We start from the raw sequence: 13,999 nt of genomic DNA on the forward strand, positions 1-13,999 counted from the left end.
GTGTCAGTTCGAGAACTCGGCGAGGATCTCGCCGTAGCGGGTGATCTCGTCTTCGGCGGTCTCGCTGGTCCAGTCGGAGAGTCCGACGAGGTCGAACATCACGGATGCCGCCTCCTCGGACGAGTCGGCGTAGTCGTCCAGCAGCGTGGTGAGCTCCGCGACGAGGTCGTCGGGAAGAGTCGAGGTGACCGCGACGCCGCCGTTGGGGATCATCTCGGTGTAGGCGAAGGCCACGACCTTCTCGGCGATGTCCGGGGCCTCCTCGGTCACGGTCGTGCGGGCGTCCCAGTACGCGAAGGAGACCTCGGCGTCGCCGTTGTAGACGGCGAGGACCGCGTTGTTGTTGCCTTCGACGGGCACCTGCGTGATCCCGGCATCCGTGTCGACGCCCTGCTCGCGCATCGCGACGACGGGGTACTGGTAGCCGGCCGGCGAGGTGGCGGCCTGCAGGGCGACCTTCGTGCCGTCGGCGATCTCGCCGAGCGCCTCGATGCCGGCGGGACCGGATCCGGTCGCGTCCGCGGCGGCTTCCTCGATGCCGTTGCAGTAGGAGAGCTCGATGCCGCTGGCGGCGTAGGTCGACATGACCGGCTCGTCCTCGCAGTACTTGTCGGGGTTGTTCGTGTACGCCACCGAGGCGTACGAGGTGGCGCCGAAGCGCACGTCGCGGAGGATGAGCTCGGCGTCGTATCGCTCGGTCGCGTTGTACAGCGATCCGGCGTCGGTGATGATGACCTGCGCCTGGTCGGTGCCGAGGGCCTCGACCGTGGCCGCGTAGTCGGACGCGACGACCCCCTTCACCTCGATGTCGAGGTTCTCGGACAGGTACGTGGTGAGCGGGTCGAGGGCCTGGGCGAGGTCTTCGCCCTCGACCGACGGCACCAGCGAAAGGGTGATGGAGGACGGCCATTCGGTGGCCTCGTCTGCCGTCTCGGCGGGTGCGCTGCTGCTGCAGCCGGCGAGCGCCAGGACGGCGACGGCGGCGATGCCCGTGGAGAGCAAGGACTTACGCATTCGGATCGTGCCTTTCGGTGAGGGTGGTGCTGCGGGGGGTACTGGAAGCCGCGGTCGCGGCCCAGGCTTCGATGTCGCCGTACAGGTCGGCGATGGTCCGGCCGCGCATCGTCACGGCGGCCGGGGAGCGTTCGGCGGTGGCGCCCACGAGCGCCGTCGCTGCGCCCTGCTCGGCGGCGGGAGCGAGGTCGAACTCGAAGATGTCGCCGACCGAGAGGACGGGCCCTTCGGCGACCGCCGCCCGGATGATGGGGATGAGCCCCGACGGCTTGCCGACCGTGAAGTGCAGGTCGTCGAACAGGTGGGTGACGCCCCACCCATCCAGTACGGGGCGGATGCCGGCACCCGGCGCGTTGGTCGCGAGGACCACCCGAACCTGCGTATGGATGCGGTTCAGGAAGTCGGCGAGACCGGCGGGCGGCGCGATCGCCGCGTGCTCGGAGCCCAGCAGCGCCCGGGACGACTGGTAGGCGGCCTCGAGCGCTTCGGCCGTCACCCCATGCCCTGCGGCGAGCGTGCTGATCACGTCGTATCCATCGCGGGCGTCGGTCTCCCCACGTTCGAATGCGGCGAGGGCGGATATCGCGCGATCCGCGAACGTCGGGTCGTCGGCGGAGGCTGCGACGGCGCGGGCGAAGGCTTCGAGCGGTCCGGCGCCGAGCGCGATGGTGCCGTCGAAGTCGAGGACGATAGTGGGGGGCACGGTTCTCCTGGTCGGGATCGGGACGATGCGTCCATGCTGACAGTCGTTTATGGACGGGATGACCACGCTGTATGAACAGCGCGTGAACTCCGATTCCGCTGGCGCCGACCGCGCCCGTTACGCTCATCGTCGTGATCGATCGATTGGATGCCGCAGCCGCCGCACACGATGCCGCAGATGTGCTGTCGATGTTCGACTGGCTCGGTCCGGCGATCGATGCCGATGCTCGGGACGACCGTTTCGCCCGCTGGGGCCGATCCACCGTCGTGGACGAGAACGTCGGAGCGCCGGTGCTGTCGCGGTCGATGTTCGAGGCGCTGCACGACCGCGCCGGACTGGACGCGGCGTGGCCCGTCGGCAACGCCGGGCTGCTGCACGTGTACGGCTACCTGCTCTCCACCACGCCCACCCCGTACGGCCTCAAGCGCGACCGCTGGCTCGGCGGCGACCTGGCCGGCGCGTGCGGACTGGCGCCGGATGCCTTCGTCCCCTGGGTCGGCGAGCGCACGCTCCTCGACCGGGTGACCGAGACCGCCGCGGGGCTGATCACCGACGCATCGGTGCGACGGCAACCGCTGGGCGACCGGGAAGCCATCATCGCGATCGCCGACCGGCAGCCGCACCCCTCGGCGCTCGCCTACGCGCTCGACTCATCCGCGCAGGGCCTCCGGCTCATCACGATGTTCCCCGTCGGCGACCCGACCGCGCTGCTCACCGACCTCGACGCCGAGTCTCCGCGCCTCCGGTGGAACGCCGTGGCGTGAGCGCCACAGGCCTCAGCCTGCCGACGCTTGAGGTCCCGCCACGCTCATAAGTGTGCGATGGTGGGAACACCACCAGCGACCATCTCGGTCGCGCCTCTTGGCACGGGTTCCGTGGCGAAAAGAGGTCACCCTCATGGGCAAGTTCATCTACGAAGGCGGAGTCAAGACGGAGCTGGAGGATCGCGCCCTCACGCATGTGCAGCTGGTCATGACCGCGAAGCTCCGGCGCGGAGAGCCGTTCGGCTTCACGTGGAGAGAAGACCAGAGCGTGGGCGGCGGCCGGACGACGGTGTGGATCCATGCCGGCAGCTCGCTCGTCTTCAAGTACAGCGGAAGCCGTCAGCCCGCGATCAATCGCGATTGGATCGAAGCCCTCGCCTTCACGGCGAACTCGCCGAGCGGCCTCTACCTCGTTCCCGAGCCGCAGCAGACCGCATCCGCGGAGCGGGTCGACGTTCCCGCGCACGTCTAGCCGGCACTGCCGTCGGCCCCCTCATGCTCACGACCGCTACCCGTGGGCACATCAGTAAGCAACCCCCCATGCGGATCAGCACACGCGGGAATACGGTCGCACCATGAACACGGAAGCCGACAGCATCACGCACGTCGCGATCGACGGGCGACGCTTCCGCCTGAACGGCGAGCGCGATCTCGTCGACCTCATGTCACAGATCGAGGCGGCTGCACGCTCGGAGCCGACGTTCGTGCACCTTTCCGACGGCGATGAGCTCGTCAGCGTCCTCGTCTCCTCGCGATCGAGGATCGTCATCACAGTGGAACGGGCGGGGATCGCGGCGATTGCGGACGAGCCTCCCCTCGCACCGTTCCTCGACTGGGACTACTGACGCTCGACCCGCGGCGCTGCCGAGCCCCGCTTGTGGCGCCGGTCCTCTCGGATGACGCTGATGATGCTGATCGTGGTCGCGATGAGAAGCAGGACCTGGATGGTGACCTGGAACGGGTTCGGGCTGTCCGCGGAATGGGACTGCGGCACCGACGCTGCGGGGGTTCCCGCACCCGAGGCGAGGTAGAGGACCCAGTCCGTGAGGGCATGCACGATCATCGCGACCCAGAGCCGCCCGGTCACGCGCCGCACCCAGTAGTAGGCGGCGCCCGACGCCGCGAGGAACGAGACCTGGAAGGCGATCGCCCCGAGCGGTGCCCCGGCGATCACGCTTCCGGGGGTGTGCGCGAGCGCGAACACCGCACTGGTGGCGAGGAGAGCCACGAGTTCGCCGTGGCGCGCGCGGACGGCCGTGAGCAGCACTCCGCGGATGAGCAGTTCCTCACCGAAGCCGACCATCAGCGTGCCCGCCGCGATGACGAGGATGAACCCGATCGGACGCGCCGCCCAGGGGACGTCGCCGAGCTGGCTGATGGGCAACAGCACCACGAAGACGGGGATCGAGATGAGCCACCAGCGCCGCGGTGTCAGGCTCGGCGTCGGAGGCTCGCGCCACACGTCCTGGCCCCAGCCCGCCCAGCGCAGGAGCACGAGCAGCCCGACGATCGCGATGGCGAGGGGGATGAAGTGCCCCAGGGCGAACTGGGCGAGCACCTGGTCGTCACTCACCAGCCCGCTCAACACGTTGCCGAGCCCGGCGGCCAGGAGAACGTAGACGACGACCGCGGCGAGGGCGAGCCAGATGCTCCGCGGGCGTCCGGACGTCATCGGCGACGGGTCATGCACGAGCATCGATCCGCTCGTTCGCGCCCCGGATCACGAAGGGGACGAAGATGAGGGCGAGGACACCGGCAATCAGGTACACGATCGGTCCGACACCGGCGAGGGCGCCCGGGGCGCCGTGGCCGACGGCGAACGTGGAGAAGTCCCACAGGCCGTGCAGGACCATGGACCAGATCAGCGTGCCGGTCGTCCGGCGCACGATGTAGAAGATGGTGCCGCCGAGGAACGCGAAGGCCACCTGCTGCAGCGTCGGAAGGAGGTCCTGACCGGACGCGGCGTTCATGAGGTGCATGAGCGCGAACAGCGCCGTGGAGACGAACCACACCCATCCTTCGCCGAGCTTGCTTCGCAGCGCCGTGAGCAGCAGACCGCGCGTGGTGAGCTCTTCGGTGAAGCCGACGAGGATGAGGACGACGGATGCCGCGAAGAACGCCCCGTCGTACGAGGCCCAGTCGGTCGCGGCAAGGCTGATCACCAATGCGACGACCATGATGATCGGCGCGATGATCGGCCACCGGACGCTGCGCTTGCGCTCGTGCAGGGCGGGCCGCCACCAGCCGAGGAGCGTCGTCGTGATCGCCAGCAGAATCGCGGCGACGATGAGCGAGAGCCCGGCTCCGAGGAAGAGGTTGCTCCCGCTCTCCCCGAGCTCGTCGTAGGGCACGCCGCTCAGCCGCTGCACCAGGAACACCACCGCCACGTAGCCGAGGAAGATGGCCAGGCCGATCCACACCCGAGGGCGGACCTTCAGAGTCTCCGTCATATCGCACATCTTGGCAGAGCCGGATTGCCGACTCGTTACATCTCGCCGGCGCTGCATGGTACGTCCATCCGTCGCCCAGGTCGAGGGAGGCGGCGAAAGTCGCCCCGCAGAGGAGCATGGCCTCCACCCAAGACCGAGCCGACGGAGGCATCATGTATTTCCACGTGCAGGAGTTCATCAACGAGATCGCTCAAGACGAGCCGGATCCCGCAGCCGCGAACGCCCTGCAGGAAGGGCTCGGCGGGCAGTTCGGTGAGATGCGGACGATGATGCAGTACCTCTTCCAGAGCATCAACTTCCGGGGCCCCGACGGCAAGCCATACAAAGATCTCATCCAGGGCATCGGCACCGAGGAGATCAGCCACGTCGAGCTGATCGGGACGACCATCTCGCGACTGCTCGACGGCTCCCCTCAGTACCAGGGCAAGCCGACCGATCCGGTGGACGCGCCCGGCGCCGGGGGTGCCACGCCGCTGCGGATCGCTGTCGACACCAGCAACATCCACCACTATCTCGTCGGGGCCCAGGGAGCTCTTCCGGTCGACGCGGTGGGCAACCCGTGGTCGGGCAGTTACGTCTACAACTCCGGAAACCTCGTGCTCGACCTGCTGTACAACCTCATGCTGGAATCCACCGGCCGACTGCAGAAGTGCCGTCTGTACGAGATGACGGACAACAAGATGGCCCGAAGCACGATCTCGTACCTCATCGTCCGGGATCAGGCCCACGAGAACGCCTATGCCAAGGCCCTCGAGACGCTCGGCGTGAACTGGCGCACCTCCCTCCCGATCCCGAAGACCAACGCCGAGCAGTTCCCGGAGGTGAAGAAGCTCCTCGATCTGGGGCTGCAGAGCAAGCAGTACTCGTTCGATCTCACCGCCCAGTCCGAAGCCGGCAAGATCTTCCAGGGCGCTTCGCCCTCGAACGACGGCACCGAACTCGACGCCAGCGAGCAGGCACCTCTCGGATCGCCGATGACCATCTCGCCGGAGCGCTTCGAGGAGTTCTCCCCCGGCGCGGACGAGGAGCTGCGGGCGCTGATCGAAGCGACCGCCGCGATGGAGATGGCAGACATCGACGCCACCTTCGGCCGCATGAAGTGACTCGCGAAGAGAACCGGCCCTGTCCCTCAGTCGAGGGGCAGGGCCGGTTCTCGTTCGCCGATGATTCAGCCGCCGGAGGGGTTCTCCAGCGGCTTGCCGTTCTCGTCGGTGGTCTCGTCGTCCAGGAGTTCTTGCGTGCTCTCGGGGGCGCCACCGGATGCCGTGTCGGCTTCTTCGTCCGCGCCCGGTGTTCCCTGCGTGTTCTTCGGATCGCTCATCATCTCTCCTCTGTCAGGTTCGACGACCATACGCTCCCGCCTTCGCGGATCAGAGGGGGTTGACCGGGCTCTCCCATCCGGAGATCAATGCGCGACTGCACCTCACGCCGGCGACGGCGGGGTGGAGAGCGAGCTCATCAAACCCCGTCACGGACTCCCTGCCGGGGTCATCTCCTACGCGATGTGGGACGCAGCGCACAGACGACGACGTGCGTGGCCGCTTGAACCCGTCACCGAGACCCGCGCGAGTGTCTCAGACACACGACGTTCGGCGACCAAGGGTTCAACAAGATCCCTGAATCTACGACTCCTGATCAAGGTCCAGTGCGGCATTCGCCTCGAGCTCGCGAAGTCGTTTCAGCTGTGCCCACGGCCAGAAGGCGATCCATGCAATGGAGACGATCGAGGCGCCCATGATCATCGAAGCGATATCCATGCGATCCACGCTATGGAACAGGATGCTCGCGAGCATCCCCCGTGCGACGGACTTGAGGCCCCGGGACGCTTCGCGAAAATGCACCGCGGACCTGCAGACCACGTCGAGGGTGGCGACCAGCTCGTCGACGTCGCCCGCCGCGCCTGGAGCGTCGAGAGGTGAGCGCCGGCTCGCACGGGGCCGGGTTCGAGGTCCTGGCGTGGATGAGCGCGCGCGAGAACACCGCCCAGGCGTACGTTCCCTTCGGAGATCGCGTCGCCGAAGCAGATCTTGAGGAGGCAGCGGGCGGACTCGGCTCTTTCGACCGTCCCTCCAGCGGCCTTTCGCTGGCTCTCAGCGTTCTGCTCACTCGTAAAGGTCGAAGTGCTGCTCAGCTCCCCGGATTCACTCCGCCGCCCTTAGCCAGAGCTCGACCTCTCCGCCATCGTGGGCCGCAGATGCCCGTCCCTTCGGCGGCCACGTGAGCGTCCCGACGTAGGTCTTGCCTTCATGCAGGCCGTAGCGGGTCTCTTACCGTGAGTCTCGCCAGGTGAAGCCCTCCAGTTCGGGTAGTGCATCACGGATCTGGGCGTCGCTGAAGGTTCGCCGAGGGAGAAGGTCGGCTGGAAGTTCGCCGGCTGGCATTGCAGCGTCCGTGACACCTTCGGCCAGCATCCGTGCTTGGGCCTTCGCCAACAGCGGCTCCTTCATCGTCCATTCCGCGAGCTGGGCGAGAACGTAGTGAAACGCGACCGGCGCCGGAAAAACGAACACACGTCGGTCGAGAACACGCGCGACCCGGCGGGTAGCCTCGCTCAAGAGCAAGGTTTCGCATCCGCGAACGGCGACGGTCTGGTTCGTCAGGCGCTCTCCGACCGCGGCGACCAAGACATCCACGAGTTCAGCTACAGGAACAGGGCTGATGGTCCGCTCCCGAAGTCCAACGGAGGCAAACAGCGGAATCGTCAGAATGGTCCGGGTCAGGTGATCAATGAAGTGGTCACCCCGACCATAGACCATCCCCGCCTTCAAGATTGTGTAGTCAATCCCTGACGCCCGAATCATCTCTTCGGCCGCCCACTTCGACTCGTGGTACGGCGAGCCCGTCCCTGGCCGTGCCCTCAAGAAGCTGAGCATGACGATCTTGCGGACGCCCGCGCGACGTGCTGCTTCGATCACCGATGCTGTGCCCTGAACGTGAACGCGGTCAAACGTCTGCTCGCCGATCTCCCGGTTGATACCTGCGCAGTGCGCGACTGCCTCACAACCCTCGAACGCTTTCGTCAACTTGTCCACATCGTCGACCGACGTACCCGCGCGGCGAGACACAATCGTCACGTCGGTCCGCGTAAACCGGCGAGCCAGGTCGCTGCCAACGAATCCGGTCCCACCGGTGATAGCTATCCTCATCATCCGACTATGGCGCATACCTACCGCCAACTCGACGAGCGCGACCTGGGCGCCAGAACTATGGCATCGCGTGCTCTCAGATGTCGCGCACTCTACATGTCTCGATCTTCGAAGACGGCGCCACCGGCCAGGAGCTCACGCCCGACGTCGAGCTCCATGCCGCGACCGTTCATGAGGTTCTCCGTAGCTGAACGAGCGATCAGCTCGGTGTGTGATCATGATTTCTCCCCGTCGACGAGAAGGTGAGCAGAATGATCCCTACGCCGGAAGCACCGGTGCCTACGGAGAATCCGTGGCCCCGGTTGGAGGCTCGTAAGGTCCTCTTGCCCTTCGTCGCGACGACCCTGGCGGCGATGGGGGCGGTTCAGGCCGTGCTTGCACTTTCCTCATGGCGTGCCATGATTCCGTCAGTCCTGTTGATCGCTGTCGCAATCGGCGTCCTGGTGTGGTTCTGGTACAACCGTATTCGGCTGGCGCGGATTCAATTCGGAGCTCTGATCGCGCACGTCTCCTTCTTCCTCGTCTTCTGCGCGACCAACGGGCTCTCAGTGCTACTCGCGGCGATCTCGCACGCCGAGTCAGGAGCAAGTATCGAGCAGATCGGCCAAGCCTTGTTCGGCACGCCATGGTTCCGCACGATACTTCTCGTTAGCTGGCTATGGAGCGGGGCGCTGCTGGCCCACATGGTGTCCTCAGCGTTCCAACGCACCTCCCACCCCTGAACGCAATCGCACCAAAGTTCCGTTAGGTGTCTACACCCCCGGCACAAAACCAGAAATCTACGTGAACAGATGCCACGTGAACAGGAGCCTCGTGAAGCTGGGTCTCACCTCCCGAACGCAGCTCGCCGCTTGGCTACATCACCAGAGCGACTGACCGCTCGCTGCCAAACCTCTCCCGGAACCGCCCACTGCGGGACCCTGCCGCGATCTCCGCCGCCATGCACTCTATGCACGGTTGCGGAAGGTGCTAGATGCTGTGAAGCAGGTACTGAAAGGTCTCGAGGATGAGTTCCACGCTGAGGTTTTCGGGAATCTCCGCATCACCTGCTTCGAACTCCGCGAGCTCGACCCCCGCACGGAGCCAGCGGGAAGCGCTGCGAAGATCGCGGCGATCTGGTGCGGGAGCATCCCCGCACCGACACGGTAGGCAGCCGGGATGTACCCGGGCTCGAGTGCATCCCAATCAACGTGGATCCAGACAGGGGCGACCCGCGACGAGCTCGAGCATGCGCTCCGGACGGCTCTCCGCCGGAGCCAGTACGCGCACACCAGCGCCGGCGAGCAGGTCGCTCTCGGCGTCATCGATATCGCGCCCACCGACGACAATGACCTGCGTGGGGTCGACACCGGCACCGTGCCCCCTGTCCCAGAACCCGCACGCGGCGGCGATGACCATACCGCCGAGGTAGCCCGAGCCCGTGGTGGTCGGGGTATTGAAGTCGCCGTGTGCGTCGATCCACAGCACGACGGCATCTGGGTGGCGTTCGGCGACTGTAGGCAGCGTTCCGAGGCTGGCTGCGCACGTATTCGTCACCAGAAGTGGCACTTGGCCCGCACCGATGGCGGTGCCCGCGGCGTCGCGCAAACCGTGAAGCGTCTCCGTAGCCTCAGCCAAATCGACGGGCCAGTCGACGGTCGCCGCCGCTGAAGGCGAGCCGACGGTCACGGGATCAACGCCGAGAAGCGCCGACAGGGCTCCCCCGACCCGCCGCGCGCCCACGAGGGCCCCATCGGTCCGGTCGGCAACCCGCCCCTGAGAGACGATAAGAGAAATGGAGGAAGACAAATACCCACCTTTTCACTCTTTCCCAGCCCCGCCCGACAGCCGGAACCATCTTCCCCCGCTCGATAGGCGCCCCCGCCTTAGGGCGTGGTTCGTTCCGATTGGGCGCTGTTTGAGTGAGTGAGGTCGAACAGTCGGCCGATCCCGGCGAGCTCGGCGCCCTCCGGGAGCGCCCAAATCGCTCGCCCGCGGCTCACGGTCGCTGTCAACGGCCCGACGCCGGGGACGCTCGGCCATGCGGCACGACCGCGGGCCGCGATGACCAGTTGCAGCACCCGAACGAGGCTCACCACGAGCTGAGCATGGCCAGCATCCTCGACGATGTAGTTGACGGACCCGACCCGCACCGAGACGACGGCGCGCCCCCCGTACTCCCCAACCCCAAGGGCTTCTACAGTGCCGATCTCAGGCCACGCCGTGGCGAAGTCCGTTCCGGCCTGCCTCGCCGCGGCCTCGACTCGCGCCACCTGCTCAGGCGACGACGCATCCGCGGCGATGCCATCAGCCACCACAAACAACAACTGCTCTTCCACCACAGTCCTCCTAGTTCTTCTCGGTAGGAAGACGCCGTTGCGGCGCAATCATCACCCAACCAACTTCAATGCCGCGATCTCAGCTGGCGAAGACCTGCTCAAGGTATGGTCTGGACATGCCCTTTCTGTCGACGCAGGAGCTTCACCATTCCTGCCAACGCCGACACTGAGCCGGAGTGGCACACACTGGTGTGAATCACAGTCGCGATCGCCGGGGGCCTTATTCTTGGAGTCGCCATCGCAGCCGCGGCCGCAACCGCTCTCAGCGGCTCCGCTAGCTAAGCGTGAGCCACCCGCACCCCAGAGGCCTGTGCCAGTCGGTCAGCGTGGGCGCAACCAGCAGGCTCCGCCCCCGTCTACGGGACGCGATCCCGTCGGCTCGCTGAGCCGGGACGATCATCCGCACGGAGTCGCTGGTGAGCGCTCCCGCTGGATCGCCGACTCTAGAGCTGCGAGGTTCAGAAGAAGATAATGGTGGCGGGTGTGGCGTCTTGCCCTGATGCGGACGCCAGAACTTGATGCTCTGTTTGGCGGCCAAAGATGCTGCCACGTGAGGAAATTGGACAACATGGTGGTTGGGACTAATGGTCGCAAGGGGAACTTCCCTGCGGAGCATACGTCGTTTGTCGGACGTCGGAGGGACTTGTCGTCGGCGCGCACGACCCTGGGAAAGACGCGGCTGTTGACGATCGCGGGGCCTGGCGGGGTCGGCAAAACCCGATTCGCGGTTGCGCTCGTCGACAGCGTACGCAGACAGTGGCCGGATGGGGTGTCGTTCGTCGATATCAGCGGTATAAGCGAAGCGGGTTCGGTCGTCGATGAAGTCAACCGCGTGCTTGAACTAGCGGATGTGCAGGGTGAGGGGTTTGAAGTATTTCGCCGTGCATATGCAGAGAAGAATGGCTTGATCGTCATCGACAACTGCGAGCAAACGCTCGCAGCATGCGCGAACCTGATCGCCAAGGTCTTGGAACACTGCCCGCGGATGTCTGTCGTAGCCACCAGCCGTGAGGCGTTGCAGATCACCGCTGAGATGGTATTTCCCTTGGCTCCGCTCGACACAGAAGCTGCGACGCCGGGAGGCATATCCCATGCGGCCACGCTGTTCATCGACAGGTGCTCCCCCATGATGCCGGATCTCTCGACAGCTGATATTAGTTCGATTGGCGAGATCTGCCGCACGCTTCAAGGTATGCCGTTGGCGATCGAGCTCGCCGCGTTGCGCATTCGTATTCTCACCCCGCATCAGATTCTCGAACAGCTCTCGGCCCCACTGGCTCTGCTTGTGAGAGGAAAGCGGGATGCCCCCGATCGGCAGCAGACTCTGCGCGCCACAATCGACTGGAGCTATCGGTTATGCAGCGAGGACGAGCAGGCCATGTGGCGCCGCATGTCCGTATTCGTCGGCGGATGGGACCTTGACGCAGCGGAGTGGATGAACCGCGACACGCCCTCTCGCGAAGCGACGTGGCAGTTGGTTGAGTCCTTATTGGACAAGTCACTGCTAACTCGACAGGTCTCGGCGGGCGTCGTCGTGTTCGACATGCTGGCCACTATTCGCCAGTACGGTCTCGATGCCGCCGATCAACACGAGCTCGATCAAACACGCGCGGACCATGGACGCTTCTTCCTCGATCGCCTGGAGGCGCTTGAAGCAGAGTGGTACGGTCCAAATCAGGCGCGATGGCTCGAATTCGTACGACGGAATCTCCCGAACATTCGCGCCGCACTCGACTACGCGATCGACCGTGGCGATGCCGCTCGCGCGGCCACTCTTCTCATCACAGGGTGGAGAATCGTGTGGCAGATGCAGGGACACTCCGACGAGTTCATTCGTCGCGCAAATGCCATCCTTGAGATCGACGCGGACCCCACTGCCGAGCTCTGCCAGCTCATGGGCTGCGTTGGGAGTTGGGAAGGCCTCTTGGGCGATCCCGAAAGAAGTCAACGGCTCCTTGATCGTGCTGACGAGATCGCCGAGGAACTCGATGACGATTTCTTGCGATCGTTCACCCTTACGGGGAGGGGAGACGCAAGCTTTGACCGCAACCTAACGATCGCTGCATATACGAAGGCGCTTGCACTCCAAGGGGGAACCGACCAGATCATTGCACGTGACGCGACCGCCGAACGCCTTGCAGGCATGCACGCCGCTGTCGGCAACGTGGAGATTGCCGAACGCATGCGTAGCGCGTTGGTCGACAGGGCCGACCAGATGGGCGAGTCGCTCGAAACAGCGGAAATGCTCATGCAGTCTAGCTTCGTGGCAGTTCGGACCCAGCAATGGGAGGACGCTACTCGGATGTTGCACCAGGCGCTGAGCCTCAACAGTCGAATTCATCATTCCGCGGGGATAACCAAAGCTCTGGAGGTACTCGCGAGCGTGTCCACGTCAGCCCGGGAGTATGTTCGCGCCGCAACCCTGTTGGGGATCTCACACCCCACGGGCGACCCGCGGGGTGCCATCGCAGCTTCTTACCCGGGCAACAGCACGTCCCGCTCTGACGCCGAGCGCGTAGCGCGGGAGGCCCTCGGGCCTCGCGCTTTCGATGCGGCCTATAAGACTGGCGCACAGCTCTCGCTCGACGAGGGGGTGGAGTACGTGCTCGGGGTCCGGCGGCCTTCTCGGCCAGCTCATGTTCCGGGCGGCCACGCGCAGAGCCAGCTAACACCGCGCGAACAACAAGTCGCGCTTCTTGTCGGGCAAGGACTCAGCGCCCGGGAGATCGCCGATCATCTTGTCATTTCCAGGCGCACAGCCGAAGGGCACGTGAACAGGATCCTCGTGAAGCTGGGGTTTACTTCCCGGACGCAGCTCGCCGCTTGGGTCCACCGCCAGGGCGACTAACGTTCCGGAGCAGTCGGGCGCTACTTTTCGAATGTATGTCCGACTCGCACATGGATACTCCGGCAGCTCTCACAAGGTTCAGGCGCGTGGCCACACTGCGCATCCAACGCGAAATTGGCATCGTTGTCGCTTGTTCGGGCGTGTTCGCCGCAAGGTACCGAGAGCATGAGCGCTGATCACACCATCACAGGAGGTTCTGTTCGGGCTGATAGAAGTCGCTGAGATTCGGGCTCCATTGTGGTCAGACGTTGCCGATCAAGAAGCGGAGACATGATGTTTACACGTATCAGGACACGAATGGGATCTATGGGAGCGTCACTCGTGCTGGTGGCCGGCTCGATTGTTGCGCCCAGCACCGTAGTGCTTGCCGTCGATGCAATGGATGCGACGGTGAGCACCGTCGGTCTGGTCATTCATGCTGAAGGCGATGAGGCTGTCGTTCGTCATGGCAGATGAGGTGCAGGGTCGCCTCACTCGCTCGCCCGCGAGCTCTGGCGGAGCACTCCGGATCTAGAGATGTGTCGACGCGCTTCCTTCGAGCACGCGGCATCTTGAGCCCGGGAGGATGAGCGGGGAGGAGTCCCCCCGCTCATGCCGAGCCGCCACAGGGGTCGTTCAGCGCTCGCCTGACATCATGGAAGTGACATGATCCTGAGGATGCGTATGCCCCGTCGACGACCGCGCCGTTGGTTGGCCGCCGTTACTGGTGCGAGCCTTGTCACACTCAGCGGTGCTGTGCTGAGCGCCGCGGTGCTG

General features: G+C 65.3%; 16 protein-coding genes. 6 read left to right on the plus strand and 10 right to left on the minus strand.

From position 1 onward, the window contains the following. Positions 1 to 3: 3 nt before the first annotated feature. Together phnD and ACWGO6_RS11580 are read right to left on the minus strand one after the other, a co-directional pair. Positions 4 to 1,014: a phosphate/phosphite/phosphonate ABC transporter substrate-binding protein gene (gene phnD, locus ACWGO6_RS11575; protein WP_136041629.1), complete on the minus strand. Its 1,011-nt coding sequence runs from the start codon at positions 1,012 to 1,014 to the stop codon at positions 4 to 6. Continuing rightward, complete coding sequence (locus ACWGO6_RS11580) at positions 1,007 to 1,717, minus strand: HAD family hydrolase (protein ID WP_452326780.1); 711 nt, start codon at positions 1,715 to 1,717, stop codon at positions 1,007 to 1,009. The genes phnD and ACWGO6_RS11580 overlap by 8 nt, the downstream gene beginning before the upstream one ends. A gap of 131 nt (positions 1,718 to 1,848) precedes the next feature. On the opposite strand from ACWGO6_RS11580, the gene ACWGO6_RS11585 reads away from it, so the two are divergent. The 3 genes from ACWGO6_RS11585 to ACWGO6_RS11595 all read left to right on the plus strand — a co-directional run bounded on the left by ACWGO6_RS11585 (position 1,849) and on the right by ACWGO6_RS11595 (position 3,326). Next, on the plus strand, positions 1,849 to 2,481 hold the full coding sequence (locus ACWGO6_RS11585; RefSeq protein WP_452326781.1) for an amino acid deaminase: 633 nt from the start codon (positions 1,849 to 1,851) through the stop codon (positions 2,479 to 2,481). Positions 2,482 to 2,614: 133 nt separating this feature from the next. Beyond that, a complete protein-coding gene (locus tag ACWGO6_RS11590; protein WP_452326782.1) occupies positions 2,615 to 2,953 on the plus strand; it encodes a DUF7882 family protein in 339 nt (112 codons plus the stop codon). Between the two features lie 103 nt (positions 2,954 to 3,056). After that, positions 3,057 to 3,326 (plus strand): hypothetical protein, encoded by a 270-nt coding sequence (locus ACWGO6_RS11595; RefSeq protein WP_452326783.1) that lies wholly within the window; start codon positions 3,057 to 3,059, stop codon positions 3,324 to 3,326. On the opposite strand, the gene ACWGO6_RS11600 is transcribed toward ACWGO6_RS11595, so the two are convergent. Then, positions 3,320 to 4,177 carry a CPBP family intramembrane glutamic endopeptidase gene (locus ACWGO6_RS11600; protein ID WP_452326784.1) on the minus strand — a complete coding sequence of 286 codons (858 nt, stop codon included), beginning with the start codon at positions 4,175 to 4,177 and terminating at the stop codon, positions 3,320 to 3,322. The genes ACWGO6_RS11595 and ACWGO6_RS11600 overlap by 7 nt on opposite strands. After that, entirely contained in the window at positions 4,164 to 4,931 is a 768-nt protein-coding gene (locus ACWGO6_RS11605; protein ID WP_240745036.1) for a CPBP family intramembrane glutamic endopeptidase, read from the minus strand. The genes ACWGO6_RS11600 and ACWGO6_RS11605 overlap by 14 nt, the downstream gene beginning before the upstream one ends. Before the next feature lie 152 nt (positions 4,932 to 5,083). Between ACWGO6_RS11605 and ACWGO6_RS11610 the strand changes: the two genes are divergently transcribed. Next, on the plus strand, positions 5,084 to 6,034 hold the full coding sequence (locus ACWGO6_RS11610; RefSeq protein ID WP_452326798.1) for a manganese catalase family protein: 951 nt from the start codon (positions 5,084 to 5,086) through the stop codon (positions 6,032 to 6,034). A 65-nt stretch (positions 6,035 to 6,099) separates the two neighbouring features. Here ACWGO6_RS11610 and ACWGO6_RS11615 read toward each other — a convergent pair whose 3' ends face one another. From ACWGO6_RS11615 to ACWGO6_RS11625, 3 genes are all read right to left on the minus strand, one after another. After that, positions 6,100 to 6,252 carry a hypothetical protein gene (locus ACWGO6_RS11615; RefSeq protein ID WP_168429477.1) on the minus strand — a complete coding sequence of 51 codons (153 nt, stop codon included), beginning with the start codon at positions 6,250 to 6,252 and terminating at the stop codon, positions 6,100 to 6,102. A 301-nt stretch (positions 6,253 to 6,553) separates the two neighbouring features. Next, complete coding sequence (locus ACWGO6_RS11620) at positions 6,554 to 6,688, minus strand: hypothetical protein (protein ID WP_452326785.1); 135 nt, start codon at positions 6,686 to 6,688, stop codon at positions 6,554 to 6,556. Positions 6,689 to 7,198: 510 nt separating this feature from the next. Next, positions 7,199 to 8,095 (minus strand): NAD-dependent epimerase/dehydratase family protein, encoded by an 897-nt coding sequence (locus ACWGO6_RS11625; protein ID WP_452326786.1) that lies wholly within the window; start codon positions 8,093 to 8,095, stop codon positions 7,199 to 7,201. A 233-nt stretch (positions 8,096 to 8,328) separates the two neighbouring features. Here ACWGO6_RS11625 and ACWGO6_RS11630 point away from each other — a divergent pair, with 233 nt between their 5' ends. Next, positions 8,329 to 8,799, plus strand: a complete 471-nt coding sequence (locus ACWGO6_RS11630) for a hypothetical protein (RefSeq protein WP_452326787.1) — start codon at positions 8,329 to 8,331, stop codon at positions 8,797 to 8,799. Positions 8,800 to 9,262: 463 nt separating this feature from the next. On the opposite strand, the gene ACWGO6_RS11635 is transcribed toward ACWGO6_RS11630, so the two are convergent. After that, complete coding sequence (locus tag ACWGO6_RS11635) at positions 9,263 to 9,865, minus strand: arginase family protein (RefSeq protein WP_452326788.1); 603 nt, start codon at positions 9,863 to 9,865, stop codon at positions 9,263 to 9,265. Positions 9,866 to 9,942: 77 nt separating this feature from the next. Beyond that, on the minus strand, positions 9,943 to 10,395 hold the full coding sequence (locus tag ACWGO6_RS11640) for a hypothetical protein (RefSeq protein ID WP_452326789.1): 453 nt from the start codon (positions 10,393 to 10,395) through the stop codon (positions 9,943 to 9,945). Positions 10,396 to 11,077: 682 nt separating this feature from the next. Between ACWGO6_RS11640 and ACWGO6_RS11645 the strand changes: the two genes are divergently transcribed. Continuing rightward, positions 11,078 to 13,243, plus strand: coding sequence for an ATP-binding protein (locus tag ACWGO6_RS11645; protein WP_452326790.1), 2,166 nt, complete (start codon positions 11,078 to 11,080; stop codon positions 13,241 to 13,243). 315 nt (positions 13,244 to 13,558) lie between these two features. Here ACWGO6_RS11645 and ACWGO6_RS11650 read toward each other — a convergent pair whose 3' ends face one another. After that, positions 13,559 to 13,690: a hypothetical protein gene (locus tag ACWGO6_RS11650; protein WP_452326791.1), complete on the minus strand. Its 132-nt coding sequence runs from the start codon at positions 13,688 to 13,690 to the stop codon at positions 13,559 to 13,561. Positions 13,691 to 13,999: the final 309 nt, after the last annotated feature.

This window comes from Microbacterium sp. NPDC055665 (assembly GCF_053618035.1).